The sequence below is a fragment of the Microbacterium sp. ZW T5_56 genome (assembly GCF_044987425.1).
In the GTDB taxonomy this organism is placed as follows: Bacteria; Actinomycetota; Actinomycetes; order Actinomycetales; family Microbacteriaceae; genus Microbacterium.
On sequence record NZ_JBJDRI010000018.1, the window covers coordinates 26,514 to 50,808 of the forward strand.

The 24,295-nt window shown below is 67.4% G+C and carries 24 protein-coding genes, 2 tRNA genes and 1 pseudogene; 14 read left to right on the forward strand and 13 right to left on the reverse strand.

Annotation, left to right across the window (positions count from 1 at the left end; all coding sequences use genetic code 11):
• The first annotated feature begins 39 nt into the window (after positions 1-39).
• Together ACI3KU_RS10370 and ACI3KU_RS10375 are read left to right on the forward strand one after the other, a co-directional pair.
• Positions 40-864, forward strand: coding sequence for an amino acid ABC transporter permease (locus tag ACI3KU_RS10370; RefSeq protein WP_404922238.1), 825 nt, complete (start codon positions 40-42; stop codon positions 862-864).
• Positions 861-1,655, forward strand: a complete 795-nt coding sequence (locus ACI3KU_RS10375) for an amino acid ABC transporter ATP-binding protein (RefSeq protein ID WP_404922239.1) — start codon at positions 861-863, stop codon at positions 1,653-1,655. Before ACI3KU_RS10370 ends, ACI3KU_RS10375 begins: the two co-directional genes overlap by 4 nt.
• Positions 1,656-1,752: 97 nt before the next feature.
• Here ACI3KU_RS10375 and ACI3KU_RS10380 read toward each other — a convergent pair whose 3' ends face one another.
• Positions 1,753-2,283, reverse strand: a complete 531-nt coding sequence (locus ACI3KU_RS10380; RefSeq protein ID WP_404922240.1) for a gamma carbonic anhydrase family protein — start codon at positions 2,281-2,283, stop codon at positions 1,753-1,755.
• Between the two features lie 103 nt (positions 2,284-2,386).
• Between ACI3KU_RS10380 and ACI3KU_RS10385 the strand changes: the two genes are divergently transcribed.
• Positions 2,387-2,872 (forward strand): Dps family protein, encoded by a 486-nt coding sequence (locus ACI3KU_RS10385; protein ID WP_404922241.1) that lies wholly within the window; start codon positions 2,387-2,389, stop codon positions 2,870-2,872.
• A gap of 62 nt (positions 2,873-2,934) precedes the next feature.
• Here the strand turns inward: ACI3KU_RS10385 and ACI3KU_RS10390 are convergent, their stop codons facing one another.
• The 4 genes from ACI3KU_RS10390 to ACI3KU_RS10405 are packed head-to-tail and all read right to left on the reverse strand — an operon-like array spanning position 2,935 to position 6,587.
• Positions 2,935-4,425: an amidohydrolase gene (locus ACI3KU_RS10390; protein ID WP_404922242.1), complete on the reverse strand. Its 1,491-nt coding sequence runs from the start codon at positions 4,423-4,425 to the stop codon at positions 2,935-2,937.
• On the reverse strand, positions 4,422-5,069 hold the full coding sequence (locus tag ACI3KU_RS10395; RefSeq protein ID WP_404922243.1) for an FMN-binding negative transcriptional regulator: 648 nt from the start codon (positions 5,067-5,069) through the stop codon (positions 4,422-4,424). Before ACI3KU_RS10395 ends, ACI3KU_RS10390 begins: the two co-directional genes overlap by 4 nt.
• Positions 5,070-5,088: 19 nt before the next feature.
• Positions 5,089-6,090, reverse strand: coding sequence for an Fpg/Nei family DNA glycosylase (locus ACI3KU_RS10400; protein WP_404922244.1), 1,002 nt, complete (start codon positions 6,088-6,090; stop codon positions 5,089-5,091).
• The gene (locus ACI3KU_RS10405; RefSeq protein ID WP_404922245.1) at positions 6,090-6,587 is read right to left on the reverse strand and encodes a ribose-5-phosphate isomerase; all 498 of its coding nucleotides are present in this window, start codon (positions 6,585-6,587) and stop codon (positions 6,090-6,092) included. Before ACI3KU_RS10405 ends, ACI3KU_RS10400 begins: the two co-directional genes overlap by 1 nt.
• Before the next feature lie 117 nt (positions 6,588-6,704).
• Here ACI3KU_RS10405 and pepN point away from each other — a divergent pair, with 117 nt between their 5' ends.
• From pepN to ACI3KU_RS10430, 5 genes are all read left to right on the forward strand, one after another.
• Positions 6,705-9,251: an aminopeptidase N gene (gene pepN, locus ACI3KU_RS10410; protein WP_404922246.1), complete on the forward strand. Its 2,547-nt coding sequence runs from the start codon at positions 6,705-6,707 to the stop codon at positions 9,249-9,251.
• A 163-nt stretch (positions 9,252-9,414) separates the two neighbouring features.
• Entirely contained in the window at positions 9,415-10,326 is a 912-nt protein-coding gene (locus ACI3KU_RS10415; RefSeq protein ID WP_404922247.1) for an ATP-binding cassette domain-containing protein, read from the forward strand.
• Positions 10,323-11,165, forward strand: a complete 843-nt coding sequence (locus tag ACI3KU_RS10420; RefSeq protein ID WP_404922248.1) for an ABC transporter permease — start codon at positions 10,323-10,325, stop codon at positions 11,163-11,165. Before ACI3KU_RS10415 ends, ACI3KU_RS10420 begins: the two co-directional genes overlap by 4 nt.
• A gap of 94 nt (positions 11,166-11,259) precedes the next feature.
• The gene (locus ACI3KU_RS10425) at positions 11,260-12,348 is read left to right on the forward strand and encodes a mechanosensitive ion channel family protein (RefSeq protein WP_404922249.1); all 1,089 of its coding nucleotides are present in this window, start codon (positions 11,260-11,262) and stop codon (positions 12,346-12,348) included.
• Entirely contained in the window at positions 12,345-12,785 is a 441-nt protein-coding gene (locus ACI3KU_RS10430) for a globin (protein ID WP_404922250.1), read from the forward strand. Before ACI3KU_RS10425 ends, ACI3KU_RS10430 begins: the two co-directional genes overlap by 4 nt.
• Positions 12,786-12,819: 34 nt before the next feature.
• Here the strand turns inward: ACI3KU_RS10430 and ACI3KU_RS10435 are convergent, their stop codons facing one another.
• Both ACI3KU_RS10435 and tdh read right to left on the reverse strand, forming a co-directional pair.
• A complete protein-coding gene (locus ACI3KU_RS10435; protein WP_404922251.1) occupies positions 12,820-14,004 on the reverse strand; it encodes a glycine C-acetyltransferase in 1,185 nt (394 codons plus the stop codon).
• 1 nt (position 14,005) lies between these two features.
• A complete protein-coding gene (gene tdh, locus ACI3KU_RS10440) occupies positions 14,006-15,049 on the reverse strand; it encodes an L-threonine 3-dehydrogenase (RefSeq protein ID WP_404922252.1) in 1,044 nt (347 codons plus the stop codon).
• Positions 15,050-15,222: 173 nt separating this feature from the next.
• On the opposite strand from tdh, the gene ACI3KU_RS10445 reads away from it, so the two are divergent.
• Positions 15,223-16,878 carry an FAD-binding dehydrogenase gene (locus ACI3KU_RS10445; protein WP_404922253.1) on the forward strand — a complete coding sequence of 552 codons (1,656 nt, stop codon included), beginning with the start codon at positions 15,223-15,225 and terminating at the stop codon, positions 16,876-16,878.
• A 180-nt stretch (positions 16,879-17,058) separates the two neighbouring features.
• Here the strand turns inward: ACI3KU_RS10445 and ACI3KU_RS10450 are convergent, their stop codons facing one another.
• Positions 17,059-17,742 carry a hypothetical protein gene (locus ACI3KU_RS10450; RefSeq protein ID WP_404922283.1) on the reverse strand — a complete coding sequence of 228 codons (684 nt, stop codon included), beginning with the start codon at positions 17,740-17,742 and terminating at the stop codon, positions 17,059-17,061.
• Between the two features lie 84 nt (positions 17,743-17,826).
• On the opposite strand from ACI3KU_RS10450, the gene ACI3KU_RS10455 reads away from it, so the two are divergent.
• Positions 17,827-18,687 carry an acyl-CoA thioesterase gene (locus tag ACI3KU_RS10455; protein WP_404922282.1) on the forward strand — a complete coding sequence of 287 codons (861 nt, stop codon included), beginning with the start codon at positions 17,827-17,829 and terminating at the stop codon, positions 18,685-18,687.
• 63 nt (positions 18,688-18,750) lie between these two features.
• On the opposite strand, the gene ACI3KU_RS10460 is transcribed toward ACI3KU_RS10455, so the two are convergent.
• From ACI3KU_RS10460 to ssb, 4 genes are all read right to left on the reverse strand, one after another.
• Complete coding sequence (locus ACI3KU_RS10460) at positions 18,751-19,233, reverse strand: acyl-CoA thioesterase (RefSeq protein ID WP_404922254.1); 483 nt, start codon at positions 19,231-19,233, stop codon at positions 18,751-18,753.
• On the reverse strand, positions 19,226-20,905 hold the full coding sequence (gene ettA / locus ACI3KU_RS10465; protein WP_404922255.1) for an energy-dependent translational throttle protein EttA: 1,680 nt from the start codon (positions 20,903-20,905) through the stop codon (positions 19,226-19,228). Before ettA ends, ACI3KU_RS10460 begins: the two co-directional genes overlap by 8 nt.
• Positions 20,906-21,162: 257 nt before the next feature.
• A complete protein-coding gene (locus ACI3KU_RS10470; protein ID WP_404922256.1) occupies positions 21,163-21,702 on the reverse strand; it encodes a DUF6993 domain-containing protein in 540 nt (179 codons plus the stop codon).
• Between the two features lie 282 nt (positions 21,703-21,984).
• A complete protein-coding gene (ssb, locus tag ACI3KU_RS10475) occupies positions 21,985-22,491 on the reverse strand; it encodes a single-stranded DNA-binding protein (protein WP_404922257.1) in 507 nt (168 codons plus the stop codon).
• Positions 22,492-22,713: 222 nt separating this feature from the next.
• On the opposite strand from ssb, the gene ACI3KU_RS10480 reads away from it, so the two are divergent.
• The 4 genes from ACI3KU_RS10480 to ACI3KU_RS10495 all read left to right on the forward strand — a co-directional run bounded on the left by ACI3KU_RS10480 (position 22,714) and on the right by ACI3KU_RS10495 (position 23,947).
• A complete protein-coding gene (locus ACI3KU_RS10480) occupies positions 22,714-22,971 on the forward strand; it encodes a hypothetical protein (RefSeq protein WP_404922258.1) in 258 nt (85 codons plus the stop codon).
• Positions 22,972-23,061: 90 nt separating this feature from the next.
• Positions 23,062-23,134: transfer RNA gene (locus ACI3KU_RS10485), tRNA-Arg, on the forward strand.
• A 76-nt stretch (positions 23,135-23,210) separates the two neighbouring features.
• Positions 23,211-23,837, forward strand: a complete 627-nt coding sequence (orn, locus tag ACI3KU_RS10490) for an oligoribonuclease (RefSeq protein ID WP_404922259.1) — start codon at positions 23,211-23,213, stop codon at positions 23,835-23,837.
• A 37-nt stretch (positions 23,838-23,874) separates the two neighbouring features.
• Positions 23,875-23,947: transfer RNA gene (locus tag ACI3KU_RS10495), tRNA-His, on the forward strand.
• Positions 23,948-24,015: 68 nt separating this feature from the next.
• Here ACI3KU_RS10495 and ACI3KU_RS10500 read toward each other — a convergent pair.
• Positions 24,016-24,228, reverse strand: a pseudogene (locus ACI3KU_RS10500) (NmrA family NAD(P)-binding protein); the annotation flags it as partial.
• Positions 24,229-24,295 lie beyond the last annotated feature (67 nt).

The following is a 24,295-nucleotide window of genomic DNA, read 5'->3' on the forward strand; positions in this document are numbered from 1 at the left end:
ATGGCGCGGACCGGCCCTCTTTCAGAAAGGCACAGCCGTATGGCTATGACAGCCCGTCAGCGGCGCACGGTCAGTCGATGGATCCAGATCCTCGTCTTCGTGCTCGCGATCGTCCTGCTCGCATTCCTGGTCAACTGGAAGCTCGTCGCGGACTCGTTCTTCCAGTTCAACAAGACGCTGCCGATGTTCCCGGACATCATCCTCGTCGGCCTTCGCAACACCCTGCTGTATACGATCACGTCGTTCATCTTCGGTCTCGCGCTGGGCCTCGTGCTCGCGCTGATGAAGACCGCGTCCTTCGCCCCCTACCGGTGGGTCGCGACGATCTACATCGAGTTTTTCCGTGGCATCCCCGCTCTGCTGGTGCTGCTCGCACTCGGCTACGGCCTCCCGCTGGCGTTCTCCGGGCTCAAGTGGGAGTTCTGGGTGACCGTCATGGTGTCGCTCGGACTCGTCTCGGCCGCCTACATGGCCGAGACACTGCGTGCGGGCCTGCAGGCGGTGCCGAAGGGCCAGATGGAGGCCGCACGCTCACTCGGCATGCCGCAGTGGCGCGCGATGATCTCGATCATCATCCCGCAGGCGTTCCGCATCGTCCTCCCGCCGCTCACGAACGAGCTCATCCTGCTGACCAAGGACACCTCCCTGGTGCAGGTGCTCGGCATGACGGCGCTGGTTGTGGACCTGACCAAGATGGGACGCGACGGGATGCTCTCCCTCGGCGGCGGCATGACGCCGCTGCTGGTGTCCGGTCTGTTCTACCTCTGCATCACGATCCCGCTGACGTTCCTCGCCCGCTGGTTCGAGAAGCGAACCGCACAGGTGTCCCGACCGAAGCGACAGAAGAAGGAGGTCGCAGCATGAGCGCGCCGATCACCGCCCCGATCGCCACCGCCGCCGGTGTGACGATCACGGATCTGCGGAAGTCCTACGGTTCCAACGAGGTCCTGAAGGGCATCTCCCTGGACGTCGCGCCGGGTCAGGTCGTCTGCCTGATCGGGCCGTCCGGTTCGGGTAAGTCCACCCTGCTGCGCTGCGTGAACCTCCTCGAGACCCCCAACGCGGGCTTCATCGAGGTGGGTGGTTTCGTCACGACCGATCCCGACGTGGATGTCGATGACATGCGTCGCCACGTCGGCATGGTCTTCCAGCAGTTCAATCTGTTCCCGCACCTCACCGTGCTGGAGAACTGCGCGGTCGCGCAGCGCACCGTGCTGAAGCGTGATCGCGCCGAGGCGAACCGGATCGCGCACGGGCACCTCACCTCCGTGGGCCTCGCCGACCTCAGCCACCGCTACCCCGGCGAGCTCTCCGGCGGGCAGCAGCAGCGCGTGGCGATCGCACGGGCGCTGTCGATGGACCCGGGACTCATGCTGTTCGATGAGCCCACCTCCGCCCTCGACCCGGAGACCGTCGGCGACGTCCTCGCGATCATGCGCAAGCTCGCCCGCAAGGGCATGACGATGATCGTGGTGACCCACGAGATGGGCTTCGCCCGCGAGGTGGCTGACCGCGTCGTGTTCATGGACGGCGGCGTGGTCGTCGAGGAAGGGCCGGCGGAGAGCGTCATCGGCGCTCCGCAGCACGAGCGCACGAAGAACTTCCTGCGCCGGGTGCTCGATCCCACCAATGTCGATCTCGCCGATGAGGACTGACACTCACGAGGATTGACACTCACGAGGTTTGACGCCTCCGAGGTTTGACGCCGACAGAAGCGGCGCCCGGCGTCAGCCGGGCGCCGCTTCTGTCGGTTCAGTGAGCGTCGGCGTGCTCCGCGGAGAGTTCGAGATACACCGCGGCGTTGCGCAGCAGTCCGGCGGCCTCTTCGTCGGTGAGGGAACGACGCACCTTCGCCGGGACACCCGCCACCAGAGAGCCGGGAGGAATCACGTCACCGGCGAGGACCATCGCTCCGGCAGCAACGAGGCTGCCGGCGCCGATCACCGCGCCGCTCAGCACCACGGCACCCATGCCGATGAGCGATCCGCTCTCGATCGTGCAGCCGTGCACGACCGCATTGTGACCGATGGACACGTCCTCGCCGATGGTGACCGGGGAGCCCTCGTCGACGTGGATGGAGACGTTGTCCTGCACGTTGCTGCGCGCGCCGATGCGGATCTCCGCACGATCGCCCCGCACCACCGCGTTGTACCAGACGCTGCCCCGCTCCGCGATGGTGACGTTGCCGATGATGCGAGCGCCGCCGGCGACGAACACGCTGTCGTCGAGCCGAGGCGTTCCGCTGGCTGTACTGAGGGTCTGAGCTGCTTGGCTGACGGTCATGGCCCTCACCCTAACGCCCGGTAAGCCGAGCCTCAGCTTGCTTGCGCGGGAATGTCAGATGAGTAGCGTGGGTTCTACACGACGAACCCCAACGGAGGCAACCATGAGCAAGACCACCACCGTCACCGCCACTGCCAGCGACCCGACCGTCGCCGCTGCCGCCGCGCAGTTCCTCTCGCCGCTGGTGATCGGCCTGCAGGCCCTCACCCTGAACGGCAAGCAGGCGCACTGGCACGTCCGCGGCGCCAACTTCATTGGCGTGCACGAACTTCTCGACACCGTCGTGGCTCACGCCAGCGAGTGGGCCGACACCGCCGCAGAGCGCATCGTCGCCCTCGGCCTGCCCGTCGATGCCCGCGCCGCCACCGTGGCTGCCAAGGCCGCCAACACCCAGGTGGGCGACGGCTTCGCCCAGTCCGACGAGATGATCGCGGCCATCGTCGCCGACATCGACGCCGTCCTCGCCCACACGCAGGAGGCGATCGACGGCCTGGACGAGATCGACCTCACCAGCCAGGACGTAGCCATCGAGATCCGTCGTGGCCTGGAGAAGGACCGCTGGTTCCTCACCGCGCACGTCGCGCACTGAGCATCACGCAGAACACGCGAAAGGGCGGGCCGGATGGCCCGCCCTTTCGCATTCGGTGAGGCTCACACGTGAGTGAAACGGCCGCCGAGCATCGTGGCACCCACCGTCATCGCGCGCAGCCCCTCCACATCCGCAGCGAACGGATCCGCGTCGCAGAAGGCGATGTCGGAGCGAGATCCCGGCAACAGCTCGGCCGCCGCGCGCGAGCCGCGTTCGGTGGATGCACCCAGCGCCGTCGTGACATCGATGCCTTCTGCGTCCTGGGGGCCCGGCTCGCCCGCGCGAGAGCGGCCCACCGCGGTCGCGACCGTACCCCATGGATCGAGGGCCGCCACGGGCGCGTCCGATCCGAGGGTGAGGTTGGCACCGGCATCGGAGAGGGAGCGCAGGGGGTAGGCCGCGGCGTGCTGAGCGGCCCATTCGTGGCGAGCGAGCTCGCGATCGTCCACGGCGTGCTGCGGCTGCACACTGGCCGTGACATCAAGCCGGGCGAAGCGCGGGAGATCGGTGCGACCGACGAGCTGAGCGTGCTCCAGAGAACCATGCGCGCCACTCAGCGCGAAGGCGTCCAGCGCGCGCGTGTTGGCGACGTCACCGATCGCATGCACGGCGACGGAGAACCCGGCGCCGGTGGCCCGCGTGAGCAGTTCGACGAGCGCTTCGAGCTGGACGGTCAGCTCACCGTGTCCGCCCGACGGGTACGCCACCGAGCAGGCGGCAGTGCGGGTTCCCAGCGACCCATCTGTGATCACCTTCAATGACCCCACTTCGAGCAGGCCCGAATCGTGCAGCAGATCGCCGCTCACCCGTCCCTCCGCGATCGCGCGATCAAGGTACTGCGGGTACACCCCGGCGCGAACACGCCAGGTGTCGAATCCCGCCGCACCCCTCCGCTGCCAGGCGCCGAGGTTCCACGCCATGTCGAAGTCCACAACGCCGACGATGCCCTGGCGCACCGCTCGCGTCGCCGCCGCCGACACCGCGGCGTCCAGCTCGTCATCGCTGATCGCGTCCAGCGATGCGTGGACACGGAAGGCCGGCGCTTCACGCAGCATGCCGTCCACGGGCACCGTGATTCCCTCGCGTCGCGCGGCGGCGGAGTTGAGCAGCACGCAGTGCAGGTCGGCACCGATCACATACGTCGGAATGTCACCCGTGACCTCGTCCAGTTCGGCCAGCGTTGGCGGACTCTGCCAGAGGCCGTCTCTCATCCCGACTCCGACGCGCACGCCGCGACTGTCCGGCGCGACCGCCGCCATCCGAGCCGCGACCTCGCGCGCACTCGTCGCGTCGTGGACGTTCTCCCGCACCGCGAACAGAGCCCACGGACTGACGTGAACGTGGTGGTCCCAGAGGCCCGGGATTGCCCAGCGCCCCTCGGCGTCCCAGATCGGACCTGTCGTGCGCAGCGCACCGGCGGGCGCGATGTCGGCGATCCGATCCCCCTCAAGCAGCAGGTCGAGCGGCCCGCTGACGGGGATGAACCGCGCGCTCGGCCCGCTGATCCGCACGTTCCGCACCAGCGTCGGCCGAAAGGCCGCGTCGGCGCTCACGGGTTTCCCGTCGCGGCGCGGCGCGCGGCCTCGCTGCGCCGCATCTCGGCCGCGAGCTCCGCGTTCGCGTACGGTCCGTCGGCTTCGAGCCCGGTGAGGATCGTCTCCATGATCTCCGGTGTGCGGTTCTGGCTCAGCTTGCGCTTGGCTGTCACCGAGGTCGGAGTCAGGCGAATGCCGACCGTCCCGCGCTCGAGCCGGCGCACGAACGCCTCGTCGTTCGGCGCCTGCCACATGCCACGGGGATCGGGATCGGCCCCCTCGAAGTGCGCGACCAGACGATCCAGCACGGCGAGGTTCTCCTCGGTGCTGAGGATCTCCGGGACGCCGCGCAGATGAACAGCGACGTAGTTCCAGGTCGGAACCGCCGGCGTGTCTCCGTACCAGCGCGGGGTGATGTAGCCGTGCGGGCCCTGAAACACCAGGAGCAATTCGCGCTCCCCCAGCCCGTGCAGCAGGTCATCCGGTCGGCCGACATGGGTGACGACCGTCAGATCGTCGCGCGCGTCGTCGAGCAGCACGGGATAGTGCGATGCGATCAGTCCGTCGGGACCGTCACTCATCAGCGTCGCCCACGGGTTGCGCGCGATCACACGACGCAGTTCGGCGACGTCCGTCATCGCGAAACTCGGATTCTGTCTCATCGACGTTCCTTTCGTGTGATCAGGTCTGGCAGGTAGGGCACCAGTAGAGCTTGCGCCCGACCATGTCCTCCATCACGATGTTGGTGCCGCAGGTGCGGCAGGGCAGCCCCTCGCGGTGGTAGACCCAGTGGCGATCGTCCCGACTGGCCATGGCGCGTCGGTAGGCCTCCGGATCCAGATCATCCATCGTCATCATCTGACCGGTCTCGACCCCGACGTCCAGCAGCTCCACCCAGTCGCGCCAGAGCGCTCGGAGATTCTCCGCCGGGATCGACTTGCCGGGCTTGTGAGGGTTGAGCCCGGCACGATACAGCAGCTCGGCGCGGTAGACATTGCCGATGCCGCTCACCACCGCCTGGTCCATCAGCAGCTGCCCGATCGAGACGTTGCGACGTCGCACGGACGTGACGAAGCGCTCTTCGCCCTCGGTGGTGTCTCCCACCAGCGGGTCGGGTCCGAGCTTGGCGATGGTGGCGAGCATCTCATCCGGTGTCTGGATCTGACATGCGGTCGGCCCGCGCAGATCCGCGCAGGTCAGCTCGGTGAGCAGCCGAAGACGCACCGCGCCCACGGGCGGTGGCGGCCACTCGGTGAGCTCGGAGGCGAGCCCCTTGGTCTGTTCCGACATGCGAACATTGACCCGAGAGCGGCGCGGAGCCCCGATCGAATTCAGCGAGTTCTCCCCGGCGTCATCGAGGATCGTGTCATCGTCGAGGTCGGTGCCCCGCTGGTTGGTCTGGCCCATACGTCCGTTCGCGGACGCAATGGTCGGGTCCACGAGGATCTCGCCGGCGAAGTCCCAGGCACCGTAGAGGCCGAGATGCACCCGCAACCACAGGTCACCCTCGAACTCGGTGAACATCTGCTTGCCCACCGCCTGCACACCGACCAGCTCACGGCCGCTCAGCAGTGCGGCGCCCTCGGCGAAGCGTCCCTGCGGGGAGGATGCCGTGATGGCGTGCCCCACGAAGTTGCGGTCGATCTGGCGGGCGATGCGGTGGACAGAGTGCCCTTCGGGCATCAGTTCTCCCGTGCCGCGCGAGGGTCAGGCAGCAGCGAGCCGTCGCGCTCGAAGTCCGCGATCTGCGCGATACGACGGATGTGGCGTTCCTCATCGCTGAAGGGCGTCGCGATGAAGGTGTCGATGAGGAAGACGACCTCCTCGAACGTGTGCTGGCGGGCGCCGATCGAGATCACGTTGGCGTCATTGTGCTCGCGGGCGAGCTTCGCCGTCGCCTCGTTCCAGGCCAGAGCCGCGCGAATGCCAGCCACCTTGTTCGCCGCGATCTGCTCGCCGTTGCCCGATCCGCCGAACACGATGCCCAGCGCCTCGACGCCTGCGCTCTGATCGGCCACGACGGCCTGGGCTGCACGAATGCAGAAGGCGGGGTAGTCGTCGACGGCGTCGTACTCGATCGGGCCGTGGTCCACGACGTCGTGACCTGCCGTGCGCAGGTGATCCTGGAGGCGGGTGGAGAACTCGAGACCGGCGTGATCGGTGGCGATGTGGATGCGCATGGCTCAATCCTAGAGAGGCCGCGGGGCGTAGGCTGGTTTTCGTCTCCGCCCGCGCCACCGCGCCGGGCGCATCCGAGCGGCGCTCGCCGCAGAACCCCACAACACGGGAGTAACCCAGTGCCTGGAGAGAACCTCACACGCATCGAGGCGCAGGAGCGTCGCGCGATCGTCGACACGCAGACGTACGACATCGTCCTTGACCTCACCACCGGAGCGGAGGTGTTCCGTTCCCGCTCGACGGTGCGCTTCACCGCGACAGAAGGTGCCTCGACCTTCATCGATCTCATTGCGCAGACGGTGCACTCGATCACGCTGAACGGCCGCACGATCGACCCCGCCACCGCATTCGCGGATTCCCGCATCACCCTCGACGCTCTCGCCGCCGAGAACGAGCTCGTGATCGACGCCGACTGCCTCTACACCAACACGGGTGAGGGTCTGCACCGCTTCGTCGACCCGGTCGATGGCGAGGTCTATCTGTACTCGCAGTTCGAGGTCCCCGACTCCCGGCGCGTGTTCGCCGTGTTCGAGCAGCCCGACCTCAAGGCGGAGTTCACCTTCACCATCACGGCGCCCGCGGCATGGAAGGTCATCTCCAACTCCCCCAGCGCTGAGCCCGTGCCCGCGGGCGACGGCATCGCCACCTGGAGCTTCGAGCCCACCCCGAAGATGTCCTCGTACATCACCGCGATCATCGCCGGTCCGTACGAGTCGACGCACTCCGAGCTGCTCAACGGCGACGGACGCACCATCCCCCTCGGCATCTATGCGCGCAAGAGCCTGTGGGAGTACATGGACGCGGACTACATCTTCGACAAGACGCGCGAGGGCTTCGCCTACTACGGCGAGAAGTTCGACTATCCGTACCCCTTCGCGAAGTACGACCAGCTCTTCGTGCCGGAGTTCAACGCCGGCGCGATGGAGAACATCGGCGCGGTCACCTTCACCGAGGTGTACGTCTTCCGCAGCAAGCAGACCGATGCCGTCAAGGAGCGTCGCGTCGTCACGATCCTGCACGAGCTCGCCCACATGTGGTTCGGCGATCTCGTGACCATGAAGTGGTGGAACGACCTGTGGCTGAACGAGTCGTTCGCCGAGTGGGCATCCACCATCGCGACCGCCGAGGCCACGGAGTGGAAGGAGGCCTGGACCACCTTCAACGCGATGGAGAAGACCTGGGCCTACCTGCAGGACCAGCTCCCCTCCACGCACCCGGTGGTCGCCGAGATCAACGATCTCGAGGACGTCCAGGTGAACTTCGACGGCATCACCTATGCCAAGGGCGGATCGGTGCTCAAGCAGCTCGCCGCCTGGGTGGGAATCGAACAGTTCTTCGCCGGTGTCGCCGCCTACTTCAAGAAGCACGCGTACTCCAACACCGAGGTCGGCGACCTGCTCGTCGAGCTGGAGGCCACCAGCGGCCGTGACCTGTCGACGTGGGCGAAGAAGTGGCTGGAGACGGCCGGCGTCAACACGCTCGCGCCGGTCATCGACACCGACGTCGACGGCAAGATCACGCGCTTCGCGATCACGCAAACCGCCCCCGCGGACTACCCCACCATCCGTCCGCACCGCCTCGGTGTCGGCTTCTACGACGTCGTGGACGGCGAACTGCGCCGCACGCATCACGTGGAGCTGGACGTCGACGGCGACCGCACGGACGTCGCGGAGCTGAAGGGTCTCACGCAGCCCGATCTCGTGCTGCTCAACGACGAGGACCTCGCCTACGCGAAGATCCGTCTCGACGACCGCTCGCTGCGCACCGCCATCGAGCACCTCGGTGACATCGCCGACCCGCTGGCGCGCTCGCTGGTGTGGGGTGCCGCCTGGGACCAGACCCGTGACGCCGAGTCCAGTGCCACCGACTACATCGAACTGGTGCTTGGCAACATCGGCCGCGAGACCGAGTCCACCACGGTGCGCACGACCCTCGCGCAACTGCGTCTGGCCGCAAACTCCTACGTGGATCCCACGACTCGCTCCGCGGCACGCAGCCGCGTGGGCGAAGGCCTGTGGGAGCTCGCCCAGGCCGCCGAGGCCGGCAGCGACAGCCAGCTGCAGTTCGTGCAGGCTCTCGCCGCCAACGCCGCGACACCCGAGCAGGTCGAGCGCGTGCGTGCGATCCGCGACGGTGAGATCGTGTTCGAGGGCCTGAGCATCGATACCGACCTGTCGTGGCAGCTTCTCGTGGCCCTTGCCGCGGCCGGGGCGGTCACCACCGCCGAGATCGACGTGGCGCTGGCCGCCGACAACACCGCGAAGGGCGGCGAGTTCGCCGCGCAGGCCAAGGCCGCGCTGCCCGGCGAGGAGGCCAAGCGCGCCGCGTGGACCTCGCTGATCGACAACGCCGATCTGCCCAACACCATCGTCCGCTCCGCCGCACTCGGCTTCGTGAACCCGACGACCCGCGACGACCTCGCCGCCTTCGTTCCGGCGTACTTCGAGATGCTGCTGCCGATCTGGGAATCGCGCACCTACCAGATCGCCAACTACCTCATCACGGGGCTGTATCCGGCATCGCTCGCCAGCCGCGAGCTGCGTGACGCCACGCGCGCGTGGCTGGCCGCGAACGCCGAGGCTCCGGCCGCGCTTCGCCGCCTGGTGAACGAGAACCTGGCCGTCGTCGAGCGTGCGCTCGCCGTTCAGGAACGCGACGCCGAGTAACTCCGCGAGAAACCCATCCAAGTCCGAGAAACCCCGCATTGCGGGGTTTCTCGGACTTGTTTGGGTTTTTCGGAGGTGAGTCATCCTCTGGGATGACGCCGGGGCCGGGAACCCATACCTCGGAGGGATTCGGCGCCATACAGGCGGTTCATAGCCTGGGTACATGATCGTCGCAGAAAACCTCACGAAGCGGTATGGCACGCGCACCGCGGTGTCCGACGCCTCCTTCGCTGTCCGTCCCGGTATGGTGACCGGCTTCCTCGGCCCCAACGGCGCCGGCAAGTCCACCACCATGCGCATGATCGTGGGGCTGGACCGCCCCACGTCGGGTCGCGCAACCGTGAACGGCCGCGCCTATGCCACCTCACCTTCGCCACTGACCGAGGTGGGAACGCTGCTGGACGCGAAAGCCGTCCACACCGGACGCTCCGCCCGCAATCACCTCCGTGCGATGGCCGCCACCCATGGCATCCCGCTGTCGCGCGTGGACGAGGTCCTGGAAATCACTGGCATCGCGAGTGTGGCTCGCAAGCGGGCGGGCGGATTCTCCCTCGGCATGGGGCAGCGGCTCGGCATCGCCAGCGCGATCCTGGGCGATCCCACCACGCTCATTCTCGACGAACCCGTCAACGGCCTCGACCCCGAGGGCGTGCGGTGGGTGCGCGACTTCGTGCGCAGCTACGCGGCCGCCGGCCGCACGGTGCTGCTGTCCAGCCACCTGATGAGCGAGATGGCACTGACCGCCGATCACCTCATCGTGCTGGGTCGTGGACGGGTGCTCGCCGATGCGTCGGTCGCCCAGCTCGTCGCCGCGTGGACGAAGGAGGACGTCGCGGTCGAGACTCCGAATCCCGACGCGCTGGCGTCCGCTCTCGCGAGCGACAGCGTCGCGGTCCAGCGCACCGGCACGAACGCGCTGGCCGTGAGCGGCGCTCCGGCAGCCTGGATCGGTGACCGTGCGGCCGCGGCCGGTATCGCGATCCACCAGCTCACCACCCGCACCGGTTCGCTGGAAGAGGCCTACATGGCCCTCACCGGCGACGCCGTCGAGTACAAGACCAAGGAGCTCGCATGACCCTCACCGCCACGCAGCAGGCACCAGCCGCTGCCCCTGTCGTCCGGCCTTCCGCCTACCAGCTCAGCATCGGCCGCGTGATCCGCAGCGAGGGGATCAAGCTGATCTCGCTGCGCTCCCCGTGGATCTCCGGGGCGCTGACCATCGCGATCTCCCTGGGTATCACCACGCTCATGGCCATCTCCATGCGCAACTTCCTGGACCAGGTCCCCGCCTCCGGCGGCGGCAACGAGATGATCGCCCAGGCGGTCACCATGCCCCTCGCGTTCACGGCGCTGCTGGTGACCATCACGGGTTCGATGCTCATCACCGGTGAGTACTCCACCGGCATGATTCGCTCCACGCTGACCGCCGCACCGGATCGTCTGCGGACCCTCTTCGCGAAGGCGATCGTGCTCGTCGGCTACACCGTGCTGGTCTCGGTGGTGACCAGCATTCTCGGCGTGGCGCTCGTGAGCGCGCTGTTCGCCGGGACCGACGTCGCGCTGGACTTCGGCGACCTCTCCGGAGCGGTTCTGCCCTACGTGTACTCCGCTGTCTATCTCGTGGCTGCGGCCCTGCTCGGACTCGGCTTCGGATACCTGCTGCGCAGCGGTGCCGGAGCGATTGCTGTCGCCGTGGGCATCCTGTTCATCCTGCCGATCGTCCCGCAGGTTCTCGCCATGGCACCCGGAATGGAGTGGGTCGCCGAAGCGGCGCGTTATCTTCCGAGCAACGCCGGCAGCGCGCTGGTCCAGGGCAGCGGCGATGAGGTATGGCAGGGTGCTCTCATCCTCGGCGGCTGGGTCGTGGCGGTGCTCGGCCTCGGTGCCGTGGCACTGAAGGCCCGCGACGCCTGAAGCCTCGCAGTATCGACGCGATCGGCTCCCGCCATTCGGCGGGGGCCGATCGCGTCCTCATGCTCTGCCGAGATTCGGCTCGTAGGATCGAAGGGTGACTCCCCTCGCCGAGACAACCCCGCCCCCATGGGCAGACTGGTTCCCCACCTGGGACAAGGTTCTGCTGTTCCTCGGGGACGCCGGCTGGAACATCGTGCAGGTCCTCATCACGATCGTCGTGTGCGGGGTCATCGGCTACCTGCTGAAGTTCGTGATCCGACGTGTCGTCTCGCGCATCGTCAACGGCGCGAAGAGCAAGGCCAACGTCGACGACACGCAGGCACTCGATCGCTCGCCGTTGGCGGCGGTCCGGCTCGTGCAGCGCACCCGCACTCTCGGCTCCATCCTGCAGAACATCGTCAACATCACCCTCGTGATCATCGCGATCGTCCTGACCGTGCAGATCCTGGCTCCGAACATCCTCGGCTCCCTGACGCTGCTGACGGCGGCGATCGGTGCCGGCCTCGGTTTTGGCGCGCAGAACATCGTCAAGGATGTACTCAATGGCATCTTCATCGTGGTGGAGGACCAGGTGGGCATCGGCGACGTCGTCGACCTCGGACTCGCCACGGGCATCGTGGAGTACGTCAGCGTGCGCGTCACCCACGTGCGCGACGTGAACGGCACACTCTGGTACGTCCGCAACGGTGAGATCACCCGCATCGGCAACATGTCCCAGGGATGGTCGCGCGTCATCATCGACGTCTCCGTGCCCCGCGGTGTCGACCTCGAGCCGGCCGAGGACGTGCTGCACGAAGCCGCGACTCTCCTGGCCAAAGAGCCGCGTTGGCGCTCGCGCATCGTCGGCAAGCCCGAGACCTGGGGTCTCGAGGCTGTCACCGCCGACGCACTGATCATCCGCGTGGTGATGCGAACGCGCTCCGCATCCCGCGACGATGTGGCCCAGGAGCTGCGCGCGCGACTGCTCGCCGCCGCCGACGGCCTCGACGTGCCGGAGAACGAGGACGGAGTCGTCCGCCCGGCTCTCGCATCGGTCGTCCTGACCGGCAGCGAGGGCGCGTTCCGAGTACGTGGCGCAAACCCCCCGAAGACGAAGCCCCAGCCGGTTCAGGACTCCGAGCCGAGCCGTCCGTCCTGGAAGCCGCGCAAGCGCCCCAAGACAATCCCCGAGGAGACACCGTGACCGATGCACCCCTGAGCTTCTACCAGGAGATCGGCGGGCACGAGACGTTCGTGAAGCTGGTCGACGTGTTCTACGCGGGCGTCGCCGAAGACGAGGTCCTGAAGCCGATGTACCCGGAGGAGGACCTCGGACCGGCCGCCGAGCGACTCACGCTGTTCCTCGAGCAGTACTGGGGAGGTCCGGGCACGTACTCCGAGCGTCGCGGTCATCCGCGCCTGCGGATGCGGCACATGCCGTTCCACGTCAATCCCGATGCGCGCGATCGCTGGCTGATGCACATGCGTACGGCTGTCGATGCCCTCGAGCTGGCACCGATCCACGAGGCCGCGCTGTGGGACTATCTCGAACGCGCGGCCCACGCGATGGTCAACACCTTCGAGCCGACGGGTGTCGGTCCGGCAGCTCAGGGCCGCACCGACCTGGGGCTCACGCACTGACGGTGGGGCACCGCCGCCGCAGTGCCCCACACCATCACGCCGAGCGGAGGGCTTCGCGCGCCGCGGCGAACGCGGCGACACAGCGCCGGATCTCGTCGTCCGTATGCGCGGCGGAGAGCTGCACGCGGATGCGCGCCTGCTCTCGCGGCACCACCGGGAAACTGAACGCGGTCACATACACACCGCGACGCTGCAGTTCATCAGCCATGTCGGCCGTGAGCCGGGCGTCACCGAACATCACGGGAACGATGGCGTGCTCCCCCGGCAGCAGCTCGAACCCCTCCGCCGCCATCAACTCGCGGAACAGTGCGGCGTTGCGTCGCAGCGTCACGCGCAGATCGTCAGATTCGGTGAGCAGCTCCAGTGTGCGCAGCGTGCCCGCCACGATCGACGGTGCCAGGGTGTTGGAGAACAGGTACGGGCGCGCTCGCTGACGCAGCAGCGCGATGATCTCGGCGTGACCACTCACGTAGCCGCCCGATGCACCGCCGAGCGCTTTGCCGAACGTGCCGGTGGTGATGTCCACGCGGCCCTCGACGCCGCACAGCTCTGGCGTGCCCCGCCCCTTGTCGCCGACGAAGCCGACCGCGTGCGAGTCATCGACGAACACGAGCGCGTCGTAGCGCTCCGCGAGGTCGCAGATCTCCTGCAGCGGCGCGATGTAGCCGTCCATGGAGAACACCCCATCGGTGACGATGACGCGGCGGCGGGCGTCTGCAGCCTCCTGCAGCTTCGTCTCCAGATCGGCCATGTCGCGGTTGCGGTAGCGCAGGCGGGCCGCTTTCGACAGTCGAATGCCGTCGATGATCGACGCGTGATTCAATTCGTCCGAGATGATCGCGTCCTGCGGACCGAACAGCACCTCGAACACGCCGCCGTTCGCGTCGAAGCACGACGAGAACAGGATGGTGTCGTCGTAGCCGAGGAAGTCCGACAGCGAACGCTCCAAACGCAGGTGCTGCTCCTGAGTTCCGCAGATGAACCGGACGCTCGCGAGGCCGTAACCCCAGTCGTCGAGGCCCTCCTTGGCCGCCGCGACGATGCGCGGATCGTCGGCGAGACCGAGATAGTTGTTGGCGCAGAAGTTCAGCACCTCGGTGCCGCCCACCTCCACGAGAGCGCCCTGCGGCCCGCGGATCCCGCGCTCCCGCTTGGTGAGGCCCGCCTGTTCGATGCCGTCCAGTTCTTCCTGAAGCTGTGCTCGCATGCTCGTGTACACGTCAGATCTCCGTCCAATCGATGATGACCTTGCCCACGCCGCCCGTCGCGGCCACGTCGAATGCGTCGCGCCACCGCGACGCCGGATAGCGGTCCGAGATGATGGACGCCAGGCGTTCGCGCAGCTGCGGACTCGACTGGAGCATCGCGCTCATCGAGTTCCAGGTCTCGAACATCTCGCGCCCGTAGATGCCGGACAGGGTGAGCATGTGGGTGACCACCTTGCTCCAGTCGATCGGGAAGGGCTCCGCGGGCAGTCCCAGCATGGCGATTCGCCCGCCGTGATTCATGTTCTCGATCATCTCGCCGAGGGCCGCGGGCGAACCCGACATCTCGAAGCCGACGTCGAAGCCCTCCTTCATCCCCAGTGAGCGCTGCACGTCGGCCACCCGCTCCCGCGACACGTCCACGGCAGCATCGGCACCCATGCGCAGCGCCATCTCCAGACGTGGCCGGGAGATGTCGGTGGCCACGACGAAACGCGCGCCCACGTGACGAGCCACGGCGATCGCCATGAGACCGATCGGACCGCAGCCGGTGACGAGTACGTCCTCTCCCACGACGCCGAACTTCAGGGCGGTGTGAACGGCGTTGCCGAACGGATCGAAGATCGCGGCGACATCAGGATCTGTGCCGGGCTGATGGACCCACACGTTCTTGCCCGGGATCACGACGTACTCCGCGAACGCACCATCGCGATTGACGCCGACGCCCTTCGTGCGGATGCACATGTGGGCCCGCCCAGCGCGGCAGTTGCGGCACATGCCGCACACGACATGTCCTTCACCCGAGACGAGGTCACCGACGGCGACGTCGTGGACGAGGGATCCGACCTCCACCACCTCGCCGCTGAACTCATGGCCGGGAATGATCGGCGGCCGCAGCGTGCTGGCCGCCCAGTCATCCCACTTCTCGATGTGCAGATCCGTGCCGCAGATACCCGTGCGCAGCACCCGGATCTTCACGTCCGATGCTTCGATCACCGGCTCCGGCACGTCGATCAGCGCCAGCCCGGGTCCTGGTTCGTTCTTGATGAGCGCCTTCATTGCCGCATCCATCTCCCATGTCTTGTGAACAGTTCGTCGTGCGCGCGAGCGCGAGCGCGTGGTGGGCGCATACGACGAGTGGAACGACGTCGATCGTATCGCGCGAGGCGTGTTCCTCTGGGCGCCCACACCCGATAGCGTCAGGGTGAGCAGCCACGGCCGAAGGAGTATCTGTGAGCGTTCACCGCACCGACGTCCTCATCATCGGCTGGGGTCTTGCCGGCCTCGTGGCCGCCCGCGAAGCCGCTCGCGCCGGCAAGCGCGTCACGATCGTCGATCAGGAGCCGCGCTCCAATCTCGGCGGCCAGGCCTGGTGGTCCTTCGGCGGACTGTTCTTCGTCGATTCCCCCGAGCAGCGGCGCATGGGCATTCACGACAGTCTGGAACTCGCGCGACAGGACTGGTTCGCCACCGCCGGTTTCGATCGCGCCGAGGATCGGTGGCCGCGGGCATGGGCCGAGGCCTACCTGCAGTTCGCCGCGGGCGAGAAGCGATCCTGGCTGCGTTCGCTGGGCGTCGGCTTCTTCCCCATCGTCGGTTGGGCCGAGCGCGGTGGTTACACCGCGCTCGGGCCGGGCAACTCGGTGCCGCGTTTCCACATCACGTGGGGCACGGGGCCGGGTGTCGTGCAGCCGTTCGCCGACTTCGTGGACGAGGCGGAGATCGCGGGCTCGATCACCGTTCTGCCTCGCCACCGAGTGACGGGGATCACCGTGACCGATGGGGCCGTCGCCGGTGCGACGGGAGACATTCTCGCTCCCAGTGGCGCCGCGCGCGGCATCGCGACATCGCGCGACGTCGTGGGCGACTTCGAGATCGCGGCGGACGCCGTCGTGATCGCGTCCGGCGGCATCGGAGGAAACCACGACCTCGTCCGCGCCCAGTGGCCCGAACGACTCGGCGCGCCCCCGACGGAGATGCTCACCGGTGTCCCCGCGTATGTGGACGGCTCGATGTACGCCGTCGGGCGCGCGGCCGGCGGCAACCTTATCAACGGTGACCGCATGTGGCACTACGTGGAGGGCATCCGCAACTGGGATCCGGTCTGGCCCGGACACGGCATCCGGATTCTGCCCGGCCCGTCGTCGTTATGGCTGGACGCGACCGGTCGCCGCCTGCCCGTGCCGCTGTTCCCGGGATTCGACACCCTCGGCACACTGGATCACCTGCGTCGCACGGGACACGATCACTCGTGGTTCATCCTCACGCAGAAGATCGTGGAGAAGGAGTTCGCGCTCTCCGGCAGCGAGCAGAACCCCGATCTCACCGGGAAGGATGTCAAGCTGCTGGCCACGACGCGGCTCTCCGGCGGCGCACCCGGGCCCGTGCAGGCGTTCCTCGACAAGGGCGAGGACTTCGTCGTCGAACGCTCGCTCGACCGGCTCATCGACCGGATGCAGGCGCTCCCCGGCGGCGACGCCCTCGATCGGGATCAGGTGATTCGCGAGGTCGAAGCCCGCGACCGCGAGATGGCCAACGACTTCACCAAGGACGCGCAGATCGCCATGCTCCGCTCGGCGCGGGCCTATCGCGGTGACCGACTCATCCGCACGGCCGCGCCGCACCGGCTGACGGACCCGTCAGCCGGACCACTGATCGCGGTCAAGCTGCACGTGCTGACCCGCAAGTCCCTGGGCGGCTTCGAGACGGATCTCGATGGCCGAGTGTTGGACGCCGCCGGCGACCCGATCCGTGGTCTGTTCGCCGCGGGTGAAGCCAGCGGCTTCGGCGGTGGCGGCGTGCACGGCTACCGCGCGTTGGAAGGGACCTTCGTGGGCGGCTGTCTGTTCTCCGGCCGCCAGGTAGGTCGGGCATTGGCGCAGCGCTGACACGCCACATCCTCACACGAACGCGTGGTGGGGTGCCGATTTCGCCGTAGGTGCGGAGCGTTTTCGCGGACAGCTTCCGCGCCGAGGCACGTCGGTGCCGACACGTGGCCGCACACGCGCAGCTCCCCGCGTTCTCCGGATATCCGCGTTCTCGGGATATCCGCGTTCTCCGGATATCCGTCAGACGACAGCGCCGGTGCGTCGAACGTCGGTCAAGCCGACCCGCGCCGGACCGCGCGAGAGCACGTGCCCACCCGGCGTGGAGAATCGGGTCCAGCGCCCGACGCGGAAGACCGCAGCCTCCTCGGCAGGACGGCGCGATGAGATGAGCCCCAGTGCGTCTGCAGTGAACGCAACGCCTCGCGGGGCGTCGAAGAGGGTGTCATCGAGCGGGCCCCACACGGAGGCGCGCACCGATCGAACGATCTCCTCACCGGTGCCGGTGGGCACTCGGCCGGCCACGATCGAGATGCCGTGCGCGGCGAGCGCTGAGAGGTGCTCGGCGGTCACGGTTCCGACGTGCTCCCATCCGCTCTGTGGTGGGGCAACCCCGGTCCACGCCGGATTCAGGGCGGTCGCGGGCAGCGTGATGGCTGCCTCGTTCCCGGGATCACGCTGCAGCGATTCAGCGGGAACCGTGATGTCACATACGAGTTCGGGATCTGAGGCGAGAATGCGCATGCCGATCACGGTGGGTGTGGCATCCAGCAGCCCCTGTGGTGCGAGGGTCGCGGCTGACATGCGCAGCACTCCCCCGGCTGCCTGCAGTCGAATGCCCTCGTCGGCGATCCGGGCCGCACGACCAGCGAAGGTGAGGAAATCGGCTGCGGTCTGAGCGTCGGCGAGAAGGAGGCTGTGGGGCACCTGTCTACACTAACAACGGTGCCCGGTACGGGCTCCGAAGGAGGACGAGTGAGCGACTACGACCCGGCGGCGTCCGTCGCCGCGATGATCGACGTACTGGATCTGGCGGGTTCAGAGGCCCGCACGACGGAAGACATCTTCACCGGACATTCGCTGCCGATGCCGCACGGTCGCATCTTCGGCGGACAGGTGCTCGCGCAGTCCGTCGTGGCTGCGCAGCGCACGCTGGATCCGGGCCGCGCGGTGCACTCCATGCACGGCTACTTCCTGCGCCCGGGCGACGCCGCTCAGGGCCTCACGCTGGCGGTCGATCGCATCCACGACGGTCGGTCGTTCTCGACGCGTCGCGCGCAGGCGTATCAGGATGGGCATCCGATCTTCTCGATGATCGCGTCGTTCCAGGACCCCGGCCCGGGCCTCGAACACCAGGAGGAGATGCCATCCGACATCACCCCACCGGAGGATCTCCCGGACGCCTTCGCGCTGGTCCGCGAGCTGAACCCCGCCGATGGCCGTCACCGCTTCTTCACCGAGCATCCCATCGAGACACGCTATGTCGACGCGCCGATCCATCTGCGCGTCGACGGCGCTCATGTTCCCCACCAGGCCCTGTGGTTCCGGGTCCGCTCGGCGATGCCGGACGACGCCTGGCTGCACCGCGCGACCCTCGCGTTCATGAGCGATCTCACCATCCAGGACTCGGTCCTCCGCGCCCATGGCGTCCCGTGGGCCACGCCCGGGTTGAAGGTGGCGAGCCTGGATCATGCGATGTGGTGGCATCGTGATGCTCGCGTCGATGACTGGCTGCTCTACGCCCAGGAGTCACCGAGCGCGCGCGGCGGGCGAGGGCTGTCGACCGGTCGGATCTACACCCGCGACGGGCTGCTCGTCGCCACGGTGGCGCAGGAGCTCATGGTGCGCGTTCCCGACGCCGACGGGCATTGATCCCATCCCACCTCAGAAACGCCGAACCCCCGGATCGCCTCGATCCGGGGGTTCGTGCAGGTGTCAGCGACGATGCGTGTACGTGATCGGCTCGCCGAGGTAGGGATTCCACGCCGCACGCTGCTCGTCGTCCAGCCGAACCGGCTTGCCGGTCTCCGCATCGACCATCACCACGACCGATGTGGCCCGTGCGTACAGCGTCTGGTCACCGCCGACTGCCGGCGAGTAGACCTCGTAGCAGATCTCCATGCTCGATCCGCCGAGCTTCGAGAACCACATCTGTACATCGAGCGGGTTGCGCTGATACGGCACCGGAGCGAGGTACTCGATCTCCTGGCGCGCGATCAGCGTGAGCAGGCCCGCCGAGATTCCCGAATCCAGCACCGCGGTGTCCGGCGCTTCCTCGCCCGGGCCCGGCCGCCAGAACGCCCGAACCCGGACCTCTTCGAGGAGCTTCAGCATCGACGTGTTGTTCACGTGATTGAAGGCGTCGAGGTCGCCCCATCGCAGGTGGATGGGAACGTGCAGGCGCACGCTGTCAGTCACGCGTGAGCTTACGGTGCGTGGAGCGGTGCGGCTTGGCCGCGTCGGCACCGAGGCGGGCGATCTTATTCTCCTCGTAGGAATCGAAGTTGCCCTCGAACCAGTACCACTGGTCGGGGTTCTCATCCGTGCCCTCGTAGGCCAGGATGTGCGTGGCGATGCGGTCCAGGAACCACCGGTCGTGGGTGATGACCACGGCGCAACCGGGGAACTCGAGCAGCGCGTTCTCCAGGCTGGACAGCGTCTCGACATCCAGGTCGTTAGTGGGCTCATCGAGCAGCAGCAGGTTGCCGCCCTCCTTGAGCGTCAACGCCAGGTTCAGACGGTTGCGCTCACCACCGGAGAGCACGCCGGCCTTCTTCTGCTGGTCCGGTCCCTTGAAACCGAACTTGGACACGTAGGCACGCGAGGGGATCTCGGTCTTGCCGACGGTGATGATGTCGAGGCCATCGGAGACGACCTCCCACAGCGTCTTCTCCGGGTCGATGTTCGAGCGCGACTGGTCAACGTAGCTGATCTTGACCGTCTCACCGATCTTCAGGTCGCCGCCGTCGAGGGGCTCCAAGCCTACGATCGTCTTGAACAGCGTGGTCTTACCCACACCGTTGGGGCCGATGACGCCGACGATGCCGTTCGGCGGCAGCGAGAAGCTGAGGCCGTCGATCAGCGAACGACCGTCGAAGCCCTTCTTGAGGTTCTTCGCCTCGATGACGATGCTTCCCAGGCGCGGACCCGCGGGGATCTGGATCTCCTCGAAGTCGAGCTTCTTCGTCCGCTCCGCCTCTGAGGCCATCTCCTCGTAGCGCGCAAGTCGCGCCTTCGACTTGACCTGGCGCCCCTTGGCGTTGGAGCGCACCCACTCGAGCTCCTCGGAGAGGCGCTTGGCGAGCTTGGCGTCCTTCTTGCCCTGGATGGCCAGACGCTCCTGCTTCTTCTCCAGGTACGTCGAGTAGTTACCCTCGTAGCCGATCAGACGGCCGCGGTCGACCTCGGCGATCCACTCGGCGACGTGGTCGAGGAAGTACCGGTCGTGGGTGATGGCGATGACGGCGCCGGGGTACTTCTGCAGGTGCTGCTCCAGCCACAGCACGCTCTCGGCGTCCAGGTGGTTGGTGGGCTCATCGAGCAGCAGCAGGTCGGGCTTCTGCAGAAGCAGCTTGGCCAGGGCGACGCGGCGCTTCTCACCACCCGAGAGGTTCTTGATGTCGGCATCGCCCGGCGGGGTGCGCAGCGCGTCCATTGCCTGCTCGAGCTGTGCATCCAAGTCCCAGGCGTCAGCGGCGTCGATCGCCTCCTGGAGCTGTCCCATCTCGGCCAGCAGCGCGTCGAAGTCGGCGTCCGGGTCAGCCATGAGAGCGGAGATCTCGTTGAAGCGGTCAAGCTTCGCCTTGATGGCGACACCGGACTGGACGTTCTCCAGCACCGTCTTGTCCTCGTCCAGCTCCGGCTCCTGCATGAGGATGCCAACCGTGAAGCCGGGCGTCAGCGTCGCGTCGCCGTTGGACGGCGTGTCAAGCCCGGCCATGATCTTGAGGATCGTCGACTTACCGGCGCCGTTCGGGCCGACCATGCCGATCTTGGCGCCCGGCAGGAACGCCATCGTCACGTCATCGAGAATGAGCTTCTCGCCGACGGCCTTGCGAGCTCGCACCATCTGGTAGATGTATTCAGCCAAACCTGGTTCACGTCCCTTTGTGTGATGGGTGTTGATCGCGCCGCGTGTGTCACGGCGAAGTCTGTGTGTGCGCGACGAATCGCGCACCGTCTTCGAGTCTACCGGCGTGGGCAGGGAAAGGCCCGGTGAGCCGAGCGCGCGTTCCTGCCTGCGCCGCATCGTCCAGCCGCGTGGAGCTCACAGCTGAGCCGACCCGCGCGCCTCTGCGTTCCTGCCGGCCGCGAAAGTGCCGGATAGTGGGTCGCCGGCCCGTCCAGTCACCAGTCGATGGGACGAGTGCCACCCACCAGGCAGGCACCCGTACTCAGCACGGGCGCAACCACCGTGTGCGGTTCCCCGGTGGCCGGCCCCACCTGACCGATGAGGCACTCTCCGGCGAACACAACCGAGAACTGGATACTCTCGGCCTGATCGCCGATCGTCGTGCGATCGGCGGTCACCTGCATCGCCGCCTTGTCGAAGCCGACTCCCACCAGCGCATCGATATACGCCCGCCCCTGGTCTTTGCTGTCCGACGCCCAGATGCTCTGCACGGTCTGTGTGAAGATCGGCAGGTTCGCAGCAGCGTTGCCATCCGGAACGAAGACGGCAGGGGCGGCCGGCTCCTGGGGAGCCGCGGGCGCGTCCTCGCTCGGCGCCGTTGTAGCGCCGGGCTCGAGTGCAGTGGTGTCTGACGCCACGGGCGCGGGATCGACGGGTTCCGTCGGCGTGCAGCCGGCGAGCATCATCGCCGCGGCGATGGCGATCACAGCAGGGAGGGCAGTGGCGGTCAGCGTGCGGCGCGGGAGACGAGTCACCCACCGAGTCTATGGTTCCCACCCGGCAACCCGCTGAGCGCCGCGACGTCTGCGCCACCAGATGACGCGCAACCGCGCGACCCGCAGATCACGCCCGCCCCAGCTATCTGCGACCCCGTTACTCCTCGCATGTCGTATCTGTCCACCGCGTACACCCAGCAGGCCGCCGCGCTCACTCAGGCCTCCGCGCCCACTCAGCCCTCCGCTCTGTCTGCCGTTGGTCGCCCCGGCCCGCCGTTGCTCGCCCTCGCCCGCCGTTGCTGCCCCCGCCGACCGTGGGCGTCAGAACGGTGTCGCGGTCGCCGCCCACTGCTCCCCTTGCCCGCCACTTGAAGGCTCGTCTTGGGCATCGAGCGGCGGAGCCTCGGTGTCGGTCAGCGCCATCGGCGCGGGCGGCACCTCGATCCCGTTGTCCGGATCCGTCGCCGCAAGACGGCGCGCACGGTGGAAGGTCGTTGTCCCCCATCGCAGATCGGGACCCATCGCGTCCGCATCGATCTCCGCCGCCGTGCCACGACGATCACCGTCCGTCCACGCCCGCAGACGCAGCCTGCCCGAGATCAGGACGCGGTCTCCGGTGCGCACAGACGCCAGAGCGTTCTCCCCGAGCGCTCGCCACACGTAGACCGTGAACCAGTTGGGCGTGCCGTCCACCCATTCCCCGGTTGCCCGATCGAACCTCCTGTTATCGGTGGCGAGGCGGAACGAGGTGTAGGGCGCCCCGGCCCCGCTCGTGGCCTGACGCGGCTCCGAGGCGACGTTGCCGACCACCGTGATGTTCTCCGTCATTTCTCTCCCTTCTGGGCGGACCATCCGCCGGGCGATCCGGCGCCGTCGTGCCCGAACCGGCGCCGGATCTGTTCCATCGTGTGGCGAGCGCGGCAGCCGCGAGACGGGATTTCACGAACGGAGAATCGATCGGCTCCAATCGGGCCCTGGGGAGGAACGACCGGCCGTTCGAATCCAATGTCGGTGGCCCGGTCTAGCGTTCCTGTCAGAAGGGAGACGCACATGTCCATCACCATCAGTACCGCCCGGTTCGCACCGCATCTGGAGACCACCGTCCGAGAGCGCCTGCTGCCCGTATCGGAGAACGCGTGGCGAGTCATCGCCACCGATGGTCGCGTGCTGGGTCAGATTCGTGCCGTTCCTTCCGCCGCTGGCATCCGCTACCAAGCACGCCGCTTCGACGCGGCGGTGTCGGGCTTCCGCGAAGTGGGCGAGTTCTGGAGCGCCGACGAAGCCTGCGACTGCCTGCGTTGGATGTGAGTGATGTCTCGCTCTCTGCTGGCGCTGTCCACGACTGGCGTGACACCGGTTCTCGCGCCGTTCACCCGACCCGATACTCTGGTGGATAGACCCCCAGTAGCTCAGTGGATAGAGCAGCGGCCTTCTAATCCGCCGGTCAGGTGTTCGAATCACCTCTGGGGGACTATCCGGCGAGTGCCTCCCCTCCTCAGCCCCGGCCTCCCGCGGCTGAGCGAATATGCCGCGACTAGGATGTGACCATGGTTTCTGCTGCCGAGAATGACCGGCTCGTCTGGATCGACTGTGAGATGACGGGCCTCGACCTCGCCGTCGATGAACTCGTCGAGATCGCGATCGTCATCACCGATTTCGAGCTCAATCTCATCGATCCGGGTTTCCGAGTGGTCATCAAACCGAACGATTCGGCACTGGCCAACATGAACGATTTCGTCACCACCATGCACACGACCTCCGGGCTGATCACGGAGATCCCCGATGGCGTGAGCGTTGCCGAGGCGGAGTACCTCTCTCTGGAGTACATCCGCCGTTTCGTGCCGCTGGAGGGCAAGGCGCCTCTCGCGGGCAACACGATCGGCACCGACCGCATGTTCATCGCGAAATACATGCCGCGTGTGGATCGCCACCTGCACTACCGCAACGTCGATGTCTCCAGCATCAAGGAGCTCTCGCGTCGGTGGTACCCACGGGCGTACTTCCAGGCACCAGAGAAGGATGGCGGCCACCGCGCACTCGCCGACATCCTCGAGTCCATCCGAGAGCTCGAATATTATCGTCGTGCCGTATTCGTCCCTGATCCGGGCCCAACTTCGGATCAGGCGAAGGCGGTGTCGGAGGCGGTCGTGTCATCGTTCGCTCCGAACCTGTGACAGAATAGATGAGTTGCCCCGCTGAGGTGGGGACACGGTGGGTATAGCTCAGTTGGTAGAGCGCCTGGTTGTGGTCCAGGAGGTCGCGGGTTCAAGCCCCGTTACTCACCCGGATGAGATCCCCGGAGCCGTCAGGCCCCGGGGATCTTCTGTTTGTCTGCGGCTGCTCGCTCAGCACGAGCCGGGACGCGCCTCGGGGCAACGCACGCACGCGGTATCCGGCCGACACCAGCCGCGGGACCAGGCGGCCGCCGAGGTACCCTGTCGCACCCAGCACAAGAACGCGCGGAGCGACACCCTCCGAGGCGACGCTGGCGCGCTAGAGAGGTTCCGCACCGCTGGGCGCGCCCAGCGTCGCCGCGGTCTCTGTTTCCACTTCCCGCGCTGTCATCGAGCCATGGTCGCTGGACGAGCCGTCGGTCGCGGGGTGGGGCCGCGGACGCGGGAGTGCCGAAAGT